14 protein-coding genes are annotated in these 19,056 nt (G+C 67.7%); 10 read left to right on the forward strand and 4 right to left on the reverse strand.

Annotated elements, in window-relative coordinates:
- Nucleotides 1-3: 3 nt before the first annotated feature.
- The 7 genes from ACIA8F_RS10120 (at nt 4) to ACIA8F_RS10150 (ending at nt 6,897) form a co-directional block, all read left to right on the forward strand.
- Nucleotides 4-1,323: a UDP-N-acetylglucosamine 1-carboxyvinyltransferase gene (locus ACIA8F_RS10120; RefSeq protein WP_399377806.1), complete on the forward strand. Its 1,320-nt coding sequence runs from the start codon at nt 4-6 to the stop codon at nt 1,321-1,323.
- The gene (locus ACIA8F_RS10125) at nt 1,320-2,540 is read left to right on the forward strand and encodes a bifunctional metallophosphatase/5'-nucleotidase (RefSeq protein WP_399377807.1); all 1,221 of its coding nucleotides are present in this window, start codon (nt 1,320-1,322) and stop codon (nt 2,538-2,540) included. The genes ACIA8F_RS10120 and ACIA8F_RS10125 overlap by 4 nt, the downstream gene beginning before the upstream one ends.
- Nucleotides 2,537-3,073 (forward strand): dCTP deaminase, encoded by a 537-nt coding sequence (dcd, locus tag ACIA8F_RS10130; RefSeq protein WP_399377808.1) that lies wholly within the window; start codon nt 2,537-2,539, stop codon nt 3,071-3,073. Before ACIA8F_RS10125 ends, dcd begins: the two co-directional genes overlap by 4 nt.
- The gene (locus tag ACIA8F_RS10135; protein ID WP_399377809.1) at nt 3,070-3,606 is read left to right on the forward strand and encodes a dCTP deaminase domain-containing protein; all 537 of its coding nucleotides are present in this window, start codon (nt 3,070-3,072) and stop codon (nt 3,604-3,606) included. The genes dcd and ACIA8F_RS10135 overlap by 4 nt, the downstream gene beginning before the upstream one ends.
- Nucleotides 3,603-4,700, forward strand: coding sequence for a glycosyltransferase family 4 protein (locus ACIA8F_RS10140; RefSeq protein ID WP_399377810.1), 1,098 nt, complete (start codon nt 3,603-3,605; stop codon nt 4,698-4,700). The genes ACIA8F_RS10135 and ACIA8F_RS10140 overlap by 4 nt, the downstream gene beginning before the upstream one ends.
- Before the next feature lie 88 nt (nt 4,701-4,788).
- On the forward strand, nt 4,789-5,820 hold the full coding sequence (locus ACIA8F_RS10145) for a serine hydrolase domain-containing protein (protein ID WP_399377811.1): 1,032 nt from the start codon (nt 4,789-4,791) through the stop codon (nt 5,818-5,820).
- Between the two features lie 51 nt (nt 5,821-5,871).
- The gene (locus ACIA8F_RS10150; protein ID WP_399377812.1) at nt 5,872-6,897 is read left to right on the forward strand and encodes a hypothetical protein; all 1,026 of its coding nucleotides are present in this window, start codon (nt 5,872-5,874) and stop codon (nt 6,895-6,897) included.
- A gap of 55 nt (nt 6,898-6,952) precedes the next feature.
- Here ACIA8F_RS10150 and ACIA8F_RS10155 read toward each other — a convergent pair whose 3' ends face one another.
- The gene (locus tag ACIA8F_RS10155) at nt 6,953-7,654 is read right to left on the reverse strand and encodes a restriction endonuclease (protein WP_399377813.1); all 702 of its coding nucleotides are present in this window, start codon (nt 7,652-7,654) and stop codon (nt 6,953-6,955) included.
- Between the two features lie 266 nt (nt 7,655-7,920).
- Between ACIA8F_RS10155 and ACIA8F_RS10160 the strand changes: the two genes are divergently transcribed.
- The 3 genes from ACIA8F_RS10160 to ACIA8F_RS10170 all read left to right on the forward strand — a co-directional run bounded on the left by ACIA8F_RS10160 (nt 7,921) and on the right by ACIA8F_RS10170 (nt 15,304).
- Nucleotides 7,921-9,279, forward strand: coding sequence for a hypothetical protein (locus tag ACIA8F_RS10160; RefSeq protein WP_399377814.1), 1,359 nt, complete (start codon nt 7,921-7,923; stop codon nt 9,277-9,279).
- A gap of 455 nt (nt 9,280-9,734) precedes the next feature.
- A complete protein-coding gene (locus ACIA8F_RS10165; protein WP_399377815.1) occupies nt 9,735-14,393 on the forward strand; it encodes an AAA domain-containing protein in 4,659 nt (1,552 codons plus the stop codon).
- Nucleotides 14,390-15,304, forward strand: coding sequence for a hypothetical protein (locus ACIA8F_RS10170; protein ID WP_399377816.1), 915 nt, complete (start codon nt 14,390-14,392; stop codon nt 15,302-15,304). The genes ACIA8F_RS10165 and ACIA8F_RS10170 overlap by 4 nt, the downstream gene beginning before the upstream one ends.
- A 628-nt stretch (nt 15,305-15,932) precedes the next feature.
- On the opposite strand, the gene ACIA8F_RS10175 is transcribed toward ACIA8F_RS10170, so the two are convergent.
- The 3 genes from ACIA8F_RS10175 to ACIA8F_RS10185 are packed head-to-tail and all read right to left on the reverse strand — an operon-like array spanning nt 15,933 to nt 19,007.
- Entirely contained in the window at nt 15,933-17,408 is a 1,476-nt protein-coding gene (locus ACIA8F_RS10175) for an SAVED domain-containing protein (protein WP_399377817.1), read from the reverse strand.
- A 58-nt stretch (nt 17,409-17,466) separates the two neighbouring features.
- Nucleotides 17,467-18,003, reverse strand: a complete 537-nt coding sequence (locus tag ACIA8F_RS10180; protein WP_399377818.1) for a Mov34/MPN/PAD-1 family protein — start codon at nt 18,001-18,003, stop codon at nt 17,467-17,469.
- Complete coding sequence (locus ACIA8F_RS10185; protein ID WP_399377819.1) at nt 17,949-19,007, reverse strand: HesA/MoeB/ThiF family protein; 1,059 nt, start codon at nt 19,005-19,007, stop codon at nt 17,949-17,951. The genes ACIA8F_RS10180 and ACIA8F_RS10185 overlap by 55 nt, the downstream gene beginning before the upstream one ends.
- Between the last annotated feature and the right edge of the window lie 49 nt (nt 19,008-19,056).

The following is a 19,056-nucleotide window of genomic DNA, read 5'->3' on the forward strand; positions in this document are numbered from 1 at the left end:
CGCATGGCACCCCATCGAGCTCTTGCGACGAGCGCGGAGGTCATCGCCGTACGTCCGGGGAGCCCCCTCTCCGGTTCGGTCACCGTCGACGGCTCCAAGAACGCCGCCCTGCCGCTGCTGGCCGCCACAGCAGCCGTGCGCCGGACCATCCAGCTGGAGAACGTCCCCGCCAGCGCCGACGTCCACTGGATGCTCACCTTGATCCAAGGGGCGGGCTGGCACGTCGCCCGGGCCGTGGGACGGCCCGACAGCGTGGTGATCATGCCCCCTGACGTCGTACCCGCGGAACTCGACCTGGCCCCGGCCGCCCGGATCCGCGCGTCGTACTACCTGGTGCCCGCACTCCTTGCCCTCCAGGGGAACGCCCGGCTGCCCTGGCCCGGGGGATGCCGGATCGGGGAGCGCGGCATGGACCTGCACTTCAAGGTGTACGAGGCGTTCGGCGACCGCGTAACCGTCCATGACGAGGGCTATGACGTCGAGGCCGGTCGACCCGCCACCGGAACGGTCTCCCACACGTTGCCGTTCCGGTCGCGCGGTGCGACGGTCGTCGCCGTCCTGCGTACGGTCGTCGCGGGCCGTGCGCTGCGCCTCGGTCGGCCGAACCTGTCGCCGGAAGTCCTCACCGTGCTGGACGCCCTGCGCTCGGCGGGATGGGAGGCCCGAGCCGGCGAACAGGTCCTGGACCTGAGCCCGGCAGCGGCTTCACCGGCCCAGATGCCGGCCTGGCGCGTTCCGGGCGACAAGATCGAGGCAGGCACCCTGGCCTGCGCCGTCGCCGCCACCGGTGGGACCGCGCGCATCGAGGGCGTCCAAGGTCGGGATGTGGTGCCGTTGCAGGCAGCCCTGCAACGGCTGGGCATCCCCACCGCGGTACGGGAGGACGTCCTCCTGGTCGACGGGAGCGCCGCCCGGCCGACGGGCCGTCCCCTTCGCGCCATCGCCACGCTCGCCACCGGCGGCCTGGACGCCGACTTCGAACCTCCCCTGATGGCACTGGCTCTCGGCCAGCCCGGCACACACCTGTTCGCCGACTCCATCAACCCCGGCCGCCACGGGAACCTGCTGCCCCAGCTGGCCCGGCTCGGCGCGGAGATCGAGGAGATCTCCCCCACTGAATGCCGGCTGACCGGCCCGCAACGCCTCACCGGAGCCGGGGTCGAGGCCACCGACATCCGCACCGGCTCCGCGCTCATGGTCGCCGCGCTGACCGCCCGCGGAATCACCACCCTCGGCGAAGTCGACCAGCTCCGCCGCGGCCACGCCGACCTGCCCGGCAAGCTCCTTCACCTCGGCGCCGACATCTGCGAGGTCGCGCCATGACCACCGCCCGTCCCCTACGACAGATCATGGCCACCACCGACATCCACTCCACGCTCGGCGCCGGCGGCCCGCTGCTCGGGCACCTCCACCAGGCACGCGCAGACAGCCTGCTGGTGGACTGCGGCGACTTCCTCGAGGGCACCGGGTACTACCGCCGCGGCCGGGGCCAGCTCGAACAGGACATCCTGCTCGCCCTGTACGACGTCGTCGCTCCCGGGAACCACGGCTGGCCGCACTACTTCGAGGCTGGCCTCCGCCAGCGGACCGTATGCGCCAACGTCGTCGAGGACTCCACCGGCCACGCGCTCTTCCGACGTCTGCACATCGTGGACATCGCGGGCCGAAGGACCGCCGTCACGGCCGTGATCGGCCTGCAGGCGTTCAACTCGATCCCGGCCGGGCAGCGGTCCGCCCACCGCGTCACCGACCCCGTCCAGACTCTGCGCGAACTGATGCTCGCGCACCACCACAAGGTCGACTCCTGGGTCCTCCTCAGCCACTCCGGCTTCGAGCAGGACCTCCAACTCGCCGAGGCGTGCCCCTTCCTGGACGTGGTCTTCGCCGGCCACTGCCACAGCGAACACACCGGACCCGAACGGGTCGGCAGCACCCTCGTGCTCAAGGGCCAGGAACTCGCCGTCGGCTACGCAGTCGCCGAGCGCTCCCCCGAAGGCTGGGTCGGACGGACCGCTAGTTTCCCCGACACCTCGGGATCCGTCCTGCCGACCGAGCTGGCCTCCGTCCGTGAACAGATCGCCTCCATCGACGCACAACTGGCCGAGCCGCTGGGTCGTCTCGTCGCGCCCTATCGGAACAAACCTCTCGACCGCCACGCCCTGCTCCGCGAACTGGCCGGCCGTCTGTGCAGCGGACTGGGCAGCGAGGCGGTCGTCCTCAACGAGACCGCCGTGCGCACGACGCCACTGGGCGCAGTCCTCACCGTGGGAGACCTGCTGGCCATCGAGCCGTTCGACAACAGCCTGGTCGAGGCTCAGGTCGCGCCGACCTTCCGCAACGACCCCACTGCCCTGCTGACTCACCTCACCGAGCGGGCGGGACCCTTGATCGCCTTCCCCGATCCGCTCCCCGCCGGTCTGACGAGCGTGCTGACCACCGACTACCTCGCCGACACCTGTCTGGACAGCCGATCCCACCCCGTCGGCCTCAACCTCGGCTCGGCAATCAGGAGCATCCTGACCAACGGACACGACCAGTGATCCTCACCGGACCCGAGATCGCCTCCGCCTCGAAGGACGGACGGCTGCGCATCTCCCCCTTCATGCCGACCCAGGTCAACCCGAACAGCTACAACGTCCGCCTGGGCGGGACCCTGCTCACCTACACCAACGAGGAACTCGACGCCCACCGGCCGAACCCCACCCGCCGCACAGAGATCGGCGACGGCGGCCACGTCCTGCAGCCCGGCGAGCTGTACCTCGGCCACACCTTGGAGGAAGTGGGATCCGACCTCTTCGTCCCCCTGCTCTTCGGCCGGTCCTCCGTCGGCCGACTGGGGCTCTTCGTAGAGATCACCGCACCCATCGGTGACATCGGCTTCCACGGCCAGTGGACGCTGATGCTCACCCCGACCCGCCCCGTGCGCGTCTACGCCGGGATGAAGATCGGGCAGATCATGTTCTTCGTCTCCGAGGGCGCCATCGACCTGTACGAGGGCAAGTACCAGGCGGCCTCCGGGCCCCAGCCCTCCTCGTACTGGCGCGACCTCGACGCCACGGCGGTGACCTCGTGATCCTCACCGGACCGGCCATCGCCGCCGCCCACGAGTCGGGCCGCATCACCATCGACCCGTACGACCCGGACCGCCTGTCCCCCAACGCGTACGACTGGCGCCTGGGCAGCACGCTCCGCGTCTGCGAGGGCGACCTCGACGCCGCCAGTACCACCGCCTTCTCCGAACTCACCCTCCCCGACGACGGCTACGTCCTGGAGCCCGGCCACCTCTACCTCGGCCACACCCTGGAGCGCACGGGCTCCGAGGCCTACGCCCAGCTCCTCAACGGCGACCGGACCACCGGTTCCCTCGGCATCTGGGTCCACGTCTCCGCCCCGCTCGGGCACACGGGCCACGCGATCCGCTGGACCCTGGAGATCCGAGCCACCCGCCCCGTACGCGTCCGGCCCGGCATGACCTTCGGCAAGCTCGTCTTCCTCCGCACGCACGGCTCCCCGGCCAGCTACCAGCAACACGGCCTCAAGTACCGCACCAGCGAGGGCATCGAGACGTCCCGCCTCTACGAGGAGAACCCCGGAGGCCGCCGGTGAACCGCATCGTCGCCACCGCTCTCGACCTGCCGTTCCCCAGCCCCGGCGGAAGCGTCGAACTCTTCCTCGACCTCTACGCCGGCACCCAGCCGACAATCCCCGCCCGTGCCTTCATGCTCGCCCCCGACGGCCCCCGACCCCGCACTCCGGTCGGCATCGACCTGCTGCACGCGTCCGGCAAGTGCCTCGACGGTCAGGCCTTCAGCCGGTACGTCACCAACCTGCGCCACGCCATGACGTCCGCCATCGACCCGCGCCAGATCAGCGTGCTGCACCTGCACCACCTGACCTTCGGCGCCACCCCCGCCCTCCTGCGTGCCCTACCCGCCCACCCCCGGATCGCCTTCGTCCACGGCACCGACCTCCTGCACGCCGAGAACCACACCACGCAGCTACGCGTTCTCCGCGAAACCGCCTCCGCTGCCGACGCGATCGTCGTCCCCACCGGCGCCATGGCCGACCGCCTGCTCAAGCTCGCCCCCAAGACGGACAGGCGCAAGATCGAGAAGATCCCCTGGGGCGTCCCCGACCGCCTCCTGACCAGCCCGCCGCCCCGGCCCGCCCGACGTCCCGCCAGCCACCTGCGGATCCTCTTCGCAGGCCGCCTCAGTTCTGAGAAGGGCCTCGAACCCCTCCTCCAAGCCGTCGCGGCCACCCGCTCGGTCGAGCTGAGCATCGCCGCCCCGCGCGCCCAGTTCCTCGACCTCGCCCCGGTCGTCCGCCAGCTCGGCGTCCACGTCCGCTACCTCGGCTGGTTCCGCCGCGCCCAACTGTGGAAGGCCTTCGCCGACCACGACGTACTCGCCGTGCCCTCCACCACCCTGGAGGCCATGGGCCTCGTCGCCCTCGAAGCCCAGGCCTGCGGACTCCCCGTCCTCTACCAACCCGTCCCCGGACTCAGCGAAGCCCTCTCCGGCACCGGCCTGGCCACCGATTTCACCAACCCCACCACCGCCGCCCACGACCTTCACCGCCTCCGCACCACGCCCGGCCTCCTGGAGATGCTCCGGGCATCCGGCCGCACCAATGCCGCCCGTTTCCCCCTCAGCACCACCGCCACGGCCATCGCCGACCTCGGCCGGCGGCTCGCCTGACACCACCCGTGGCGCAGCCGACACCGCCCCGGCCGCGTCACTAACCTGTCCAACGGACCACCCGCGGGCCAACGACGATCGGGAGACCATGACCCACACCACCGACCGGATCGAAGACCTCCTCCAAACCGGCGTACGCGACGAGGTCTACCCCGGCGCGGTGTGGGCGGTCGGGAACGCCGACGGCATCGAGGCCAGCGGAGCCGTCGGCCTCCTGGACCCCGACCACTCGGACGAGCCGATGCGGCTGGACACCGTCTTCGACGTGGCCAGCCTCACCAAGATCCTCGCCGTCTGGTCGACGATCGGCACCCTGGTCGAAGAGGGCAAGCTCCAGCTCCACACTCCGCTGGGAACCTTCTGGGACGAAGTCGCAGGCCACCCCCTAGCCCGGGCCACGGCCCACCACCTGCTCACGCACACCGCTGGCCTGCCGCTGCGCGCCAACCTGAAGAACCTCTACGGCACCGACCCCCAGGACATCCGCGACGGCGTCCTCCACGAGGCCCTCCACCGCCCGCCGGGCGAAGCCGTCGAGTACACCGACCGAGCCGCCCTCGTCCTCGGCTACCTCGCCGAGCACCTCTCGGGCCAGCCCCTGGACCAACTCGCTACCGACCGCATCTGGCGCCCCCTGGGTATGACGCAGACCCGCTTCGGCCCCCTCCCCGATGCCGAGGCGGCCCGCTGCGCCCCCACCGAGTACGACGAGACCACCGGCACCCACCTCAAGGGCACCGCCCACGACTTCTCCGCCCGCCTCCTCGACGGCGTCTGCGGCATCGCCGGCACCTTCTCGGTCCTCGACGACCTCGCCCTCTTCCTCCGCCACATGCTCGCCCCCACCCAGACCGCCTTCGGCCCGACCTGGATCAAGGATTCACTCCGCCTCCACACAGGCGACCTCACCCCCGCCCGCGGCCTCTTCTGGCACCCCGCCCCCGGCACCGACCCCAACCAGGACATCTGGGTCCACTACGGCTTCACGGGCACCGGCATGTGGATCAGCCCGCAGCAGGGCAGATGGGCTGTCCTCCTCACCAACAAGCTCCGTTTCAACCGCGACCGCGAGCCCTTGACCGGCATCCGCAACGCCTACTGCGCTTCCGCCATCTCATAGACGAGGCGTACGAAAACCCCAACTGTCAGCGCCCAGCGGCACAATTCAGCCATGTGGAACAACGAAGAGTTCCGTATGGCAGAGGGTGCCCACATACTCGGGCACCAAGGCGATTCCTTCGAGATCCAGGTCACCGTACCCACCGACGACGACGGTTTCCTCGGCCGCGAGTGCCCACACTGCACGATGACCTTCCGTATCGACGCAGACGACTACGAACGGCTTCCAGATGACCTAACGCTATGGTGCGTCTACTGCGGCCACCACAGCGGCCATTCAGACTTCATGACCAGGCAGCAGCGGGAACGTCTGCTGCGCGTCGCCGAGGATCTGGGCACCCAGATCGTCAGCCGGTCACTTCAGGACATCTTCGGCGGCCTCGCCCGCAAGAGCTCGCGAAGAAGCCCGGTGTCCTTCTCCTACAAGCCCGGGAAGCCCTTCTACCCCAGCCCTCTTCCGGGTATCGACGAGGAGCGCCTGGTACGGATCCGAACCTGTCCTGGCTGCCGGGTCAAGTACGCCGTCTTCAGCGAGCACCGCTACTGTCCCGTCTGCGGCGAATTGCCGGCGGCGTCGGTCGCGTTCGATGCCCTCCAGGCCGATACCGCTCGCCTGGACGCACTCGAGGCGATTCCCGCAGATGTCAAGGCTGCCCTTCGTGAGCAGGGAGTGTTCTCACACAACTGGGTGGACACCATCGAGAACGTGGTGGGGGTCGTCGAAATCTTGGCGTCCTCCCTGTTCAAGGCTTCCGTGCATGACGCAGATGCCCGGCTCCGCGGGAAAGGCAACGTCTTCCAGCGGTTGGAGGACATGGCCGTGCTCTTCACCGACGCCGGCTTTCCGGATGTGCGGACCGCGCTCGCATCGGATACCTGGGACCGCCTCCTCGCTGCCTGGGCAGCACGTCACGTCTTCACGCACAACGAAGGCGTGGTCGACGCGAAGTACCTGGCCCGCGTCCCCCGCACACCCCTCCGTGTCGGACAGCGCCTCACCCTCGACGACCCGACATGCCGCCGCGCGATCGAGGACACGACCTTGTTGTGTACAGCGCTGACCGAGCTGACATCGTGAAACTACGACCGCTCTTGGTTGGGACTGACTTCAGAGTCCAGCTATCAGGGGGGAGCTACTCGTACGTCTCTTTCCGCAGGGCGCGTTGCCGCCGGTCGCCCTGACCGGCGCCATTCACCGCCTTAAGAGACGGGAGCGCCGCACCGTTGTTCCACAGTCCAAGATGATCACGGTGGACGGCCACGACATCGTTCTGCAGGGCACAGCGTTCGGCGGGGCCGCTGAAGTACGCGGTGGTGACGAAGACGGCAACTTCGGCCTTGAAGTGCATCTGCGAGCCGAGGAGGTTACGGACCTCTCCATTGGAGATCTTCCGCTTCGGGTTGTACCGCTTGCACTGGATCACCATCGTGCGGCCATCGGGCAGCCGTCCACGCACGTCGGCACCGTTGTCGCCTGTGCCGCCGACTCGGCGGACATCCGTACAACCATCCCGCCGGCAGAGATCGGCCACGAAGGCCTCGAACTGCGTGCCGTCCATCGCGTCGACCTCGGCGAGCGTCCTATGGCCCGCCCTGACGGCTTCCTCGTGGCGCCACCGCCGATCGTTCCCCCGGACCAGGCGATCCGTCTTCCACAGCCACCAGCCTCCGCCTCCGACCGCGCCGAGGATCAACACTCCCACCACATAGGGCCAGATCGTCGACCAGAACGCCAGGAGCAGCGCCAATGCAGCGACGCCGCTCCAGGCACCCGCCTTGAGCCGGGCCTCCCGGCGCTTCCGCGATGCCGACCGACGCTTCCTGCGTGCTGTCACCCAGTTCCTCCTCGTCTTCGAGCAGCAGTCTGGGCAAGACGACGCGTGTCAGTAAGGGCGCCCGCCGGCCATGGCTCGTTCCCTGCGACTTCCCGGGATGCAGCCGAGGCCAGCGAGGCGGCCCTGAGAGAGACGGTTGCCAGCGCGCCACTCCCGGCGGTGGGGACCTGCATCGTCATGTGCCCGCATACGCCCTGTGTGCGCCCCTCCTGCAGCACGTAGCTTGCGAGGTTGGTCTGACCCGTGGAAGCCGTAGGGGGAACAGGTTGAAGCCAGCCGCTGACGTACTCAAGGACCTCGTCCAGCCGTCGAACATCTCGATCCACTCCAGTTCGGCCTTGGTCGGCAGCGTCGACGACGCCGCAGCCGAGGATGACAAGGCACGCGAGGAGAAGGAACTCGACCAGCTCCGGCGAAAGCCCGAGCTCCGGCCCATCCCCGCGAAGGAGCTGGACCGGACCGTCCAGCTGACGCCCTGGGACGTGCTACACACCCTCGGCCAAGGCATCGCCCTCTCGCGGCGGGGCGCCAGCCGTGGACTCGCCGAGCACTGGGGTTCCCTGAAATACAGCCAGGCTCTGGCCGGCAGCATCAACTCGTTCATGACCCTCTCCGCGGAGGGGCGGGAGACGGCTGACTACTACAAGGCGATCCAGTCCGGAGAACTTGGAACCGGCTTCGCCCTGACCCTTGCCCGGCAGCTCCTGAGCCGCCGCTACCCGGACCACTCGGTCTCGATCGTCCCCGCGGACACCGCACTGCGGGCAGGCTGGGCTTTGACCAGTCGCGACTCGGGCCATCGATCCGGCTACCGCTACCGGCCACAGTTCTTCGCCGAGATATGGAAGCCCGGAGAGGCGCCGAGGGTCCTTCCGATCGCCTGCAAGGGCAACCACAGCAATGCCGCAGCCTCTCACATCCAGCTCGCGTCCGCTTCTGCGCACGTCGAGGCGGTCCACATCGGCCCGTGGGACGAGACACCGGCCCTCGTGTTCAGTACGGAACTCCCCACTGAGGGCGTGCTCACGGTGCACGCCTTGCAGGCCCGCGGAACTGGTGGCCGACTGACCGGCTCGATGGATGCCCCCGGCACCCGCCTTGACCACCGCCTCGAGGACGCGAACATCTTCCCGGGCATCCAACCGCCGGCCGAGGGCGAGCGGAAACTGGAGTCACAGCTCGGCTTCCATGTACAGCCGGAGCACTATGCCTGGTTCCGGCAGGTCCTCGCCCGAACCGCGGCGGCCGGACTGACGGCCTTCGCTGGCGACGGCGCCGCTACGGCCCAGTACCTGACCAAACGGCAGGGCCAGCGCCACTTCACCGACCCCACCCACGCCGCCACCGACAGCGTCCAGGACGCGAACCAACGGCTCCTCGACATCGACTTCGTTGGCACCGACCATGTGTTCCGCCTCAACAGGACGCGGGTCGAGGCATTCTCCGGGGTCGCGAACGATCTCTTCCGCCACCTCGCGGAAGGCCGTGTCGAGCAGTACCGCACGGAGATCCACGCCCAGCGCAGGAGCTGGCCCCTCCTCGCCTGGGATTCGGAGTGGGACGGCCCCGTATCCGTCCACCAGGACGGCTCTGTGCTCGCCATGCGGGTGTTGCCACAGGCCTGAGGGCCGCATGGCCGGTGTCGCTCCCTGGAAGCAAGGGGGGCGACACCAAGGGGTGGGATGTCGCCGACGACGCTTCGCGTTCTCCTACCAGCCCTCGACTGCTCAGAGTGCCGCCCCCTCGGCAAGCACCCAGATGGCCCTACTCCGTCAACCGAGCAGCCTTACACCCTGTCATCCCCACCCATGCGCCCCTTTAGATGGGCTGCGTCATCGGGGCTGCCTGGAACTCGCTCGCGCAACCGACTCTCCCGAACTCCCGGCTTGATTGACCCCACGGATACCAAGAGCATCGGGACATGGGTACCGGAAGTCGACGGATCTCCACGAGGTACTCGCTGGGATCAAGGTGATTCAGCCCACATGAAGCTCATATTTCGCCATTTTCCAGAGACAGGTTGCCCCTGCTACTGCTCATCCCGATCCTGGAACGTTCGCCACCAGCCGGGAGGAGAAAAGTGAACGTACCGCGACGTCACGCGAAGAACCCCGACGTCATCGGCCAGACCGCGAGTCTGATCGGCTTCCTCAAGGAGGTCGTTCAGAGCAGCAACCAACGACTTCGTGATGACCGCCGCTCAAGGGAGCGGTTATGGCTGGTCGCCATGCCCCCCTCGGTACGACGCCCGTCCGACCGCCTCGACGGGCTGCTGTTCACGCTTGACCACGTTCCGCAGACATCGCCACCCCCACTCCCGGATCTGCTGGATGGATGGGTCTCCACGGAACGCTGCCAGGACGCGGACGGCGGTGACCCGCCGCTTGAAGCTGAAGGACCGGGGCAGGAACTGGTGCGAGCTGCGGACGGCAGCCAGTCCTGGGAACAGGCGGCGGAGCAGACCGTCCGCCGAGAGGATTCCGACGAGGTACTCCGAGCCTACGGTCCCTGGCTGACGCGCTGGCGGAAGTGGGCGGAGAGGGAGCGCGCGGAGCGAGCCCTTCGGGAGCTGTACGACCAGGTCTACGGGTGGCACCAGAAGCTGACCCAGCAGGATGATCAGCTAGAACTCGTGCTCGCCACAGGGCTCTTGACTTGGAGCGATCCACGTGGCGACGCCCTTCACCGTCACCTGCTCACCCACCGCGTGGAGACCTTGGTAGACCGGAAGACCGCCAGGCTCACAGTGCGGCTCATGGCCGAGGGAGCCGTGCGGCTGGAGGATCAATCATTCCTCGACACCGATGACGGCTGGGCGCCCGAACGCTCGGCCGCGCTCACCGAGGAGATCGCGGCCCAGTCACTGCACCTGCTTGGATCTGAGGCCTTGGAGCAGTTGGCCCAGTGGCAGGAGCGGGTACTGCAACGGCCCGTGTCCTTCAGTGCCGAGTGGCAGCCGCCCCGCGAGCCCGAAGCAGGCGCGCGTCTCACGTACGCTCCCGCACTTGTGCTGCGTCCACGGGACCGCAATGCTCTGCTGGGCTTCTACGACCGGATCGCGGACAGCGTGTCCTCCGAGGGACACGCGCCTCTGGGCCTCGCCCAGCTGGTACTGCCCCTGAACTCCGAAGAGCGCGTGAACTGGGACGGCCGCGAGATTCCGCCTCTATTCGGGGACGACCCGCTCTTCCCAGGAAAGACCAACGAACGTCAACGCAGTGTCCTGCGGCGGCTGGAGCACGACACGGGCGTGGTGGTTCAAGGCCCACCGGGCACCGGTAAGACCCACACGATCGCCAATCTGGTCTCCGCTCTGCTGGCGCAGGGGCAGAGGGTCTTGGTGACCAGCGCCCGCGACCAGGCCCTGACGGTCCTGCGGGACAAACTTCCTCCCGCCGTACGGGACCTGTGCGTCCTCCTGCTGAGCTCGGCACGGCAGGACGGGGCGGACGAGCTGGAACGCACGGTCAACGCTCTCACCGATCAGGTCGCCGCGAGCGACCCCGAGCAACTGCAGGACGAGATCCATCGACTCTCCGCCCGCCGGGAGGAGGTGCGGGGAAGGATCAGCGCGCTCACCGAACAGGTGATCGCGCTGCGGGAGGCCGAGGTCTACCGGCACCCGGAGATCGCACCGGGATACGCCGGCACTCTCGCCGCAATTGTGCAGCGTGTGCAAGAAAGCGCCGGACATCACTCCTGGATCGGTCTTGTGCCGGCTGACGGCCCGACCCCGTCTGTCCCTCCGCTGTCCCCCGCGCAAGCGGTGGAACTGCTGAGCCTGCTGCGCGACGGTGCGGCTGAGCCACGCGCCGGTGGCACTCTGCCAGACCCCGACGGCCTCCCCTCCCCCGAAGCCTTGGCCCAGGCACTCTCAGCCAGCCGCGTCACCGACGAGGGCCTGTCCTCCGGGGCGGTCCGCATCCGCGGCGATCTTGCCAGGCTCGACAGCTCTGTCACCGATGAGCTGACCTCCCTCGTGGATTCCTGCCGTACGGCTCTGCACCACCTGGGTCTGTCTCCGCAGGCCACACAATGGGATGAGGGCAAGTGGGCCACCAAGGCCCTCACCGACCGACTCTCCCGTGAGAACCTCGCGCTGTGGCGTCGCGTGTCCGGACTTGCCAATCAACTCGCCGACATCTCCGAACGGCTGAACGAACAGGGGATGACGCGCGTCACCGTGCCCGGGCAGCTCTCCACGGAACAAGGGGATGCGATGCTCACGGCGGGTTCTGCGCTGCGCGAGCACCTCGTCTCGGGTGGCAAACTGCGAGTCCGCGGCAGCTTCCGCGCCTCGCGGGCGCAGAAGGCCGCGCAGGACCTCCTCGACTCGTGCACCGTGAACGGTCACTCACCCGAAACCCTGGAGGATCTCGACGCCGCCCTTGCTCACCTCCGCGCCCGCTCCGCCGTTGCCACACTTGCGGAGCGGTGGGGCCAAGTGCAGGTGCCCGTATCCGAAGGGCCGCTGGAAGTTCGGCTCGCGTCGCTGACGGAGGCGTACGCACGCCTGGACCATGTCGACACGTTCGGCGCCGGCCGCGAGCGCATCGATGAGCTGCTCGTACATCACGGGGTGCACATCGCCCTCACTTCCAGGTCGGCATGGCAGGACTTCACCGGCGCCCTCTCTGCGGTCTCCGGCCGACGAGCGGCAGACGAGGCTACGGCCCAGTTGCTTGCTTGGGAGGAACAACTGCGCACACCGGTGGACAGCTCCCACCCCACCACCGAAGCTGTGGCCGCCGCCCAAGCCGTTCGGGAGCAGGACATCGACCGATACGCCAAGGAACTTGAGGCGCTGCGCGAGGCTCATCGGCGTGAACACCGCCGGCGTCGATGCGCCGTGCTACTCGAAAGCGTCCGCCGGGCCCACCCGCTGCTCGCTGACCAGCTGACGCACGACCCTGGTGACCGGGCATGGGAAGCTCGCCTGGACTCGCTGGCGGAGGCGTGGGCCTGGGCGGTGGCCTCTGCCTTCGTCCACCGTCAGCGCACACCGGGACGCGAACGTCAGGTCGAAGGCGAACTGGCGCAGTGTGAACGTCACCTGGAGGACATCACCGGTGAACTCGCTGCCACCTGGGGAAGGTGGCACTGTCTGCATCGCATGACGCAAGAGCAGCGGTCGGCACTCCAGGCGTACCGCAACCACATGTCCTCGTACGGCAAGGGCAAGGGGCGCGGTGCTGGCCGATACCGTGCCGCGGCGTACGACGCTATGAAGACGGCGCAGGAAGCAGTCCCCGCGTGGGTCATGCCCATCTCCCAGGTCGCCGAGATGGTCCAGCCCAGGCGGGACGCGTTCGATGTCGTCATCGTCGACGAGGCTAGTCAGGCCGGCATGGACGCCCTGTTCCTGCTGTGGCTGGCGCCCCGCGTCATCGTCGTGGGGGACGATAAGCAATGCGCGCCCCCGCTCAGTGGCATGGGCCGACATCAGGCGATCCATGACCGGCTCGTCTCCCACTTGCCGGACATGCCTCCGAGGCTGCGCACGCTCTACGGACCCTCCACCAACCTCTACCAGTTGCTGTCCACCTTCTTCCCGAAGGTGATCCGGTTGGAGGAGCACTTCCGTTGCATGCCGGAGATCATCGGCTGGTCTTCGCAGACCTTCTACAACAACAAGCTGCAGCCTCTGCGCCAGTACGGCGGTGAGCGCCTCGACCCCCTCGTGACCCAGTTCGTTGAAGGGGCCGTTACCCAGGGGCGCGACAGCAGGATCCGCAACCCGAAGGAGGCCGAGGCCATCGTCGACTGCCTGGCCAGGCTCGTAGCGGACCCTGACTACCGCGACCGGTCCATGGGCGTCATCACCCTTCAGGGGTCGATCGGTCAGGTCAAGCTCCTGGAAAAGCTCATCCAGGAACGCATCCCGGCGCCGATGCTTGAACGCCACCAGATTCGTGTGGGCAGCCCGGCGTCGTTCCAGGGAGACGAAAGGCACGTCATCCTGCTGTCGATGGTCGTCACCGATCCGCCGCGCATCACGGGAGGTGCCCGCAGCGAACGACAGGCATACAACGTCGCCGCGTCCCGGGCACAGGACCAGATGTGGCTCTTCTACTCGGTACCGCCGGACCGATTGAAGAGGGAGGACATGCGACTCAACCTCCTGTCCTATATGGAGAACCCGCCATCCGCACTTGCCGGCTCCGAAGACATCGGAGTGGTAGCGGGCGATGTGCCGCAGAAGCCCTTCGAATCGCTCTTCGAGCAGCAGGTCTACCTGCACCTGAAGGCCCGCGGATATCACGTCGTCCCGCAGTATCCGGCAGGGAACAAGCGCCTCGACCTCGTCGTCGTAGGGGCACGTGGGCGCCTGGCCGTGGAGTGCGACGGCGACCGGTATCACTCGACACCCGAGCAGATCCGGCATGACCAACGGCGCGACCGTGAACTCCAACGCGTCGGCTGGACGTTCTGGCGGATTCGCGAGAGCGAGTTCCGATTCGACCCTGAGGAGGCGTTGTCCGGCCTGTGGGATGAGCTCGAACGACTTGGCATCCATCCGGCCACATTCGAGGGGACCAGTGACCGGACCCGTTCGTCCGCCACACCCACCAGCGTGCAGTGGACCCCCTTCGACCTCTCCTCCGACGAGGGCCTGGCCGACGACACGGCGGAGGCACCCGAGGACCCGGGTACGGACGATCTGGCCAACACGCTCCGCAAGGCAGAAGACAACGAAGTAGACGACGAAACCGACGACAGCACGGAAGGCTCGGCATGACTGCGCAGTCCCCACTCGGCATCCTCGACGCCAACACCCTGGAGGAGCTCGCGCGCGTCATCTGCGGCGACGACCACCTCTACTACCGCAAGGGTTTCGAGATCGCGCGCTTCCTGGAACACGCCGGCTGGCAGCGGGTGCCGGAGTACAACGGCGAGTACAGGATGGAATGGACGCTCGCCCGGCTCAGCGAACGCCGAGAAGAGCCCACCGAGCTGGAACGGGTCCTGCTTCGCCTGGCCGACCCTCGCGAATACCTTGACGAGCCTGACCAGCTCCCTGCTGTTGTCTCCGCGGTCAACGCCTTTCTGGTCTACGAGGGAGCACGCCTGGAGAATCCTGGCGGCCGCCCCCGTCTCGTCGCCTGCGACACCTCCCTTGCCCACCCAGGTAGCCGGGGCCCTGCCGAACTCAGCACAGCCATGACCGATCTCATCAGTGATGGGAAAATGGCCGCCCTGCTCCAACACCGCTTGGACGAGGCACGCACCTGCTACGCCAATGGCGCTCACGTGGCCGCCATCATCATGCTCGACAGCCTGCTGGAAGGCGTCATGGTCCAAGTGGTCCGCGAGCGCGATGCCTCACGACTCGGCAGCACATCAGCGGACAAAGTGACCCTCGACATTTTGATCAGGACCTGCCACGTCGCCGGGTGGATCGGTGCTGACGTCGAGCGCTTCTGCCACGAGCTGCGCAGGTATCGCAACTTCGTCCATCCGCGACAAGAGATCCGGGATGCCCACACCCCTGACCGCGACACACTGAACATGTGCTGGCCCGTGGTCGAGGCAGTCCTGAACGACCTCGCCGCCTACCAGCCGAAAGCGACCACGCCAAAGCCAACCGCCTCGCCCGTCCGACCCGTGCCCCGGCCATCGTCAGCAGCGCGGCCAGCACGCCGACCCTGACGTCGGGGCGCGGTTGGTTCGGCCACTGCCCTTCAAGCAGGTCGCAGTGGCCGATCCGAGGGCGAGAGTTCTGCGTTCAGTGGGCCGCCAGCCCCTCCGCACCGCCCTCGCCTGCTCCCACTCGGGAGAGGCTCGGTCTGCCTTCCCTTGACCTCTTGGATTCCCGCGATCCCTGAGTATCGGTTTCTGGGCAGTGACAGACTCCCTGCTGTAGAGAGGGAGGCTCCAGGGCTTCGGATTCCGCGTCGGTGTGCCCGGAATAAGCGTGCGCGTCTCGACCCGAGGGGTACGAACACTCATGGGGCCAAGGACGGCCAGGGTGAATGTGGGCGGTGAGCGGACCGAGCTTCCCTCGGGGATGGGACCGTTCTACGCCCCCACCACGCTGGGCGGCGGGCGCCTCGGACCAGTACGAGTCGCACGACACGCTCCGGCTCGCGTCCGCGGGCAACCGCCCCCTCTGACGCACAGCTGGAACGGTCTCGTCGGCAGGCCGAGCGGGCGCAGCAAGAGGCGGAACGGGACTCAGCCATGGCGCACTTGGTGGGACTGCAGCAGCAGATGACCAGCGAGCACCTGCAATCCTTCTCCCCCGCACCTCCGCATGTGGTGCCCGGACGCGTTGCAATCAGGCAGGGATGACGAAGGCTGGCTCGTAGCCCTGTGCTGTCCGGACGTCTTCGTACACCACGGTGGGGCGCAGCCGGTTCCATCGGTGGCCGAGAAGGAGGGCGAGTCCCATGGGGCAGGCGAGAAAGAGATGGATTCGGGGGGTGGTGCGGGTGGGACGACGAAGGGCGTCGCGAATGCCGACGGCGAGGGCATTGGCGGCGTGGCTGTCGGAGACGGAGCCATCGTTGGGCCCAGCAGGCGGGGTGAGGATGAGGAGTTTGGATGCGGGGATGTTCTGCTCTCGGAGGTAGTCGACGACGTCTTGGGTGAAGTCGGCGGGTCTGACCGTAACGTTGATGCCGACGGCAAGGTCCTCGCCGTAGCCGATGTCGTGTTCCTCGACGATGGGGTCGCAGTCGGCGTCGTAGGTGTCACTGGTGGACCACAGTTGTCCGCGCTGGAGAACAGCGAGGTCCGCTCCGCTGACCATACGAAAGGCTGCGCCGGTCAGGAACGCGGGGGCAAGGCGGATGCTTCCTGTCACGGAGATGTTGGTGCTGCCAAGAAGGTGGGCAGGGGCCGCCTCGATTTCTTCCTGAAGTTGTGTCCAGGTGGAGGGGGCGAGCGGGCGGCGTTTGGTGTACTCGGAGTCGGTTTCGAACCGCTCGACCCAGTTGATGGTGTGGTCGGCTTCGTGGGCAAGCAGGTCGGGTTTAAGGGTGGCGATCGACAGGATTGCGCGAGCGGGTCCCGTCTTGAGGTTGAGGCTGTCGACGGCTGCCCTGATCATGTCGAGGGTGAGGGTTCGGTGGCCGTCGCGGACCTGCTGGGCGACCCAGTTGGCACCTTCATCGACCGCATGGCTGTCGTGGCGAAGTCCGGAGACGGCCATCAGGAGCTGCAGCTGCTCTTGTACGTGGGGTAGTTCTCGGGATACGTCGAAACGCAGGCAGGAGAGCAGGCCGTGGAGTTCGATCTCGCTCAGGCCAGCGTTCTCGGCCCAGCGGGTTCGTGCCTTGCCGGTCTTCGACCGTGCGGTGCCGTCGGCCGCCTTCGGCAGGAGCAGCTGGGTGCGGGAGTCACGCACGGCGATGAGGGGATCGTTCGGGTCTGGCGCCCGGTTGGTGATGATCGCAAGGTCAACGTCGATGCCGTCGGCTGTGAGAGTGCGCCAGGTCCTGGCAATCTTCTTCAGGATCGACGGGCCACCGGTGGGGCTCGGTTTGGTCAGGTACTCCTCGTTGACGGGTGTGGCACTACTGACGGTGTACTTAACCTGGACGTAGGTGTGGGGTGGCGTGCAGCGCAGCAGGACCACGTCGTCGAGGTTGCCGGCGTCGTCGGCTTCGACGCCGACGGAAATGACGGGGTTGGCGGCATGGATGGCGTTCTCACGCAGGAGGGTGAGGCAGCCGGTCCAGGCGATGAGCCACTGGTAGTGGTCGCCAGTGATCCTGACGCTGGTGGGACTCGGGGCCGGCAGGGGCTCCATGTGCGTTCTCCAGGTTGGGACGGGGCGCTCGTTGTATGTCGAGCCGGGTATCTGGCTGCTACTGATAGCCGACTTGCTCCGGCACTGTGTGCACGGGAACTCGGGTGATGACGTCGTTGCGGCAGGCCCAGGCGGTCATGTGCCAGTGCGATGTGCGAGGGCTAAGGATGACGGCGATGAAGCTGTGGAAAGCGAGTTCGGGGTCGTCAAGGAGTTGGCGGTAGGTGGCTGTGTCTTGGGCGCTGGGGACCGGTCGGCTGCTGGGGTGGGTATGCCACTCGCCAATCCAGACGCTGCGGTCCTGGGTGTAGGCCCGATCGGCCGTGGTCTGGGCGTGCTCCAAGTCGCGCAAGAAGTAGGTAGGCGTCTGGATCGCGCCGGGTCCGGGGGTTCCTGCGTGCCGGACGATCACCGTGTCGTCGGTGTGGTGTCCCAGCAGGATGCCTCCGGTTTCCCTGGTGGAATCAGCTGTTCTGAGTTCGTCGCTGATGACCCGGGCAGCTTGCGGCGTGAGGTGTACAGCGGTAACGGGCCGCAGCATCACGCGGATTCGCAGGTGGCGCAGCCGGGGTGCGGAGGCGTGGCGGGGAGCCATCGGATCTCCCCGGTCCGGGTGAGGTCGAAGGGAGGCGCGCAGTCGGGTTGTCGGCGCAGGCTGACAATGCAGTGCTCGCCGGGAAGGCGCTGGTCGGGGTGCCCTTCGCGTTCGAGGAGGGTGGCGATGGCGATCTTCGCGGCCAGGTGACCGACAATGTGGAGGTCGGGACCGACCGCAGTCATCGGCCGGTGCGTGGTGCCGGTTCCGTATCCGGCGTCGAGTGCGGGTTCGGGGTCCATGCCGCCCTGTACGGCAAGAGCCTCGCGCCGACAGGTGAGGCATCCATGTTGGGGCCAGGGCCGCAGTCGGAGGACTTCGCCGATGGCTCCGTTCTGCAGGACGCAGGCCAGGACCGCGGTGATACCGGCGCGGCGCGCGAGGTGTCCCGTCACGCGACGCGCAGCAACGCCGTCGGCAGCGCAGACTACGAGGTCGCTGTCGTTGAGCAGCGGTCTGACCTGGTCTGCGTTGTCGACAATGTCGAGGGCGAGGGGCACGACCTTGGTGTCGGGGCGCAGGGGGGCAAGCTCTTCGGCGAGGGCGGTGACTTTGGGGCGGCCGACGTGACGGCGGGCAGTGGTGTGGCGTACGAGGTTGTGCCAGGAGAGCCGGTCCGGGTCGACGAGGGTGAGGCGTCCGATGCCGTAGCCCGCGAGGGCATGTGCGGTTGCAGATCCGATGCTGCCGGTGCCGACGAGCGTGACATGGGCGGCCTCGAGATCTTTGACAGGCCAGTGGTCCTGGAGCTGGCTGATGCCAGTGGTCTCGGGCTCGACAAGGGAGTTGAGGGGATACGCGCCATCGCGCCCGACGCGCCAGGCCACAACGTCGGGCACGTCGTGCTCGGGAAAAGTGCCCTTCAGGTCCGGGGCGCAAGTCAGAGCGATGTACGGGTTGAGACCGGGGTTCTTGAACCCGCTGGTGAGGTGCTCCTGAAATGCGGACAAGGGGATGCCTGCGCCTAGCCTGCCGCTCAGCTGACGCCAGTAGAGGTGGAGCATGGGAGCTACTCGGTACCAGCAGCCTGCCAAGCTGCCGTCGCCAGCGGCG

Source organism: Streptomyces sp. NPDC051563 (assembly GCF_044454225.1).
Taxonomy (GTDB): Bacteria; Actinomycetota; Actinomycetes; order Streptomycetales; family Streptomycetaceae; genus Streptomyces.

What these genes read in the sequence shown, in the direction of transcription:
- ACIA8F_RS10125 (WP_399377807.1), top strand. Translation starts at nt 1,320, where the DNA reads ATGACCACCGCCCGTCCCCTACGACAGATCATGGCCACCACCGACATC.
- ACIA8F_RS10145 (WP_399377811.1), top strand. Translation starts at nt 4,789, where the DNA reads ATGACCCACACCACCGACCGGATCGAAGACCTCCTCCAAACCGGCGTA.
- ACIA8F_RS10180 (WP_399377818.1), bottom strand. Translation starts at nt 18,003, where the DNA reads ATGGCTCCCCGCCACGCCTCCGCACCCCGGCTGCGCCACCTGCGAATC.
- ACIA8F_RS10150 (WP_399377812.1), top strand. Translation starts at nt 5,872, where the DNA reads ATGTGGAACAACGAAGAGTTCCGTATGGCAGAGGGTGCCCACATACTC.
- ACIA8F_RS10185 (WP_399377819.1), bottom strand. Translation starts at nt 19,007, where the DNA reads ATGCTCCACCTCTACTGGCGTCAGCTGAGCGGCAGGCTAGGCGCAGGC.
- ACIA8F_RS10120 (WP_399377806.1), top strand. Translation starts at nt 4, where the DNA reads ATGGCACCCCATCGAGCTCTTGCGACGAGCGCGGAGGTCATCGCCGTA.
- ACIA8F_RS10175 (WP_399377817.1), bottom strand. Translation starts at nt 17,408, where the DNA reads ATGGAGCCCCTGCCGGCCCCGAGTCCCACCAGCGTCAGGATCACTGGC.
- ACIA8F_RS10170 (WP_399377816.1), top strand. Translation starts at nt 14,390, where the DNA reads ATGACTGCGCAGTCCCCACTCGGCATCCTCGACGCCAACACCCTGGAG.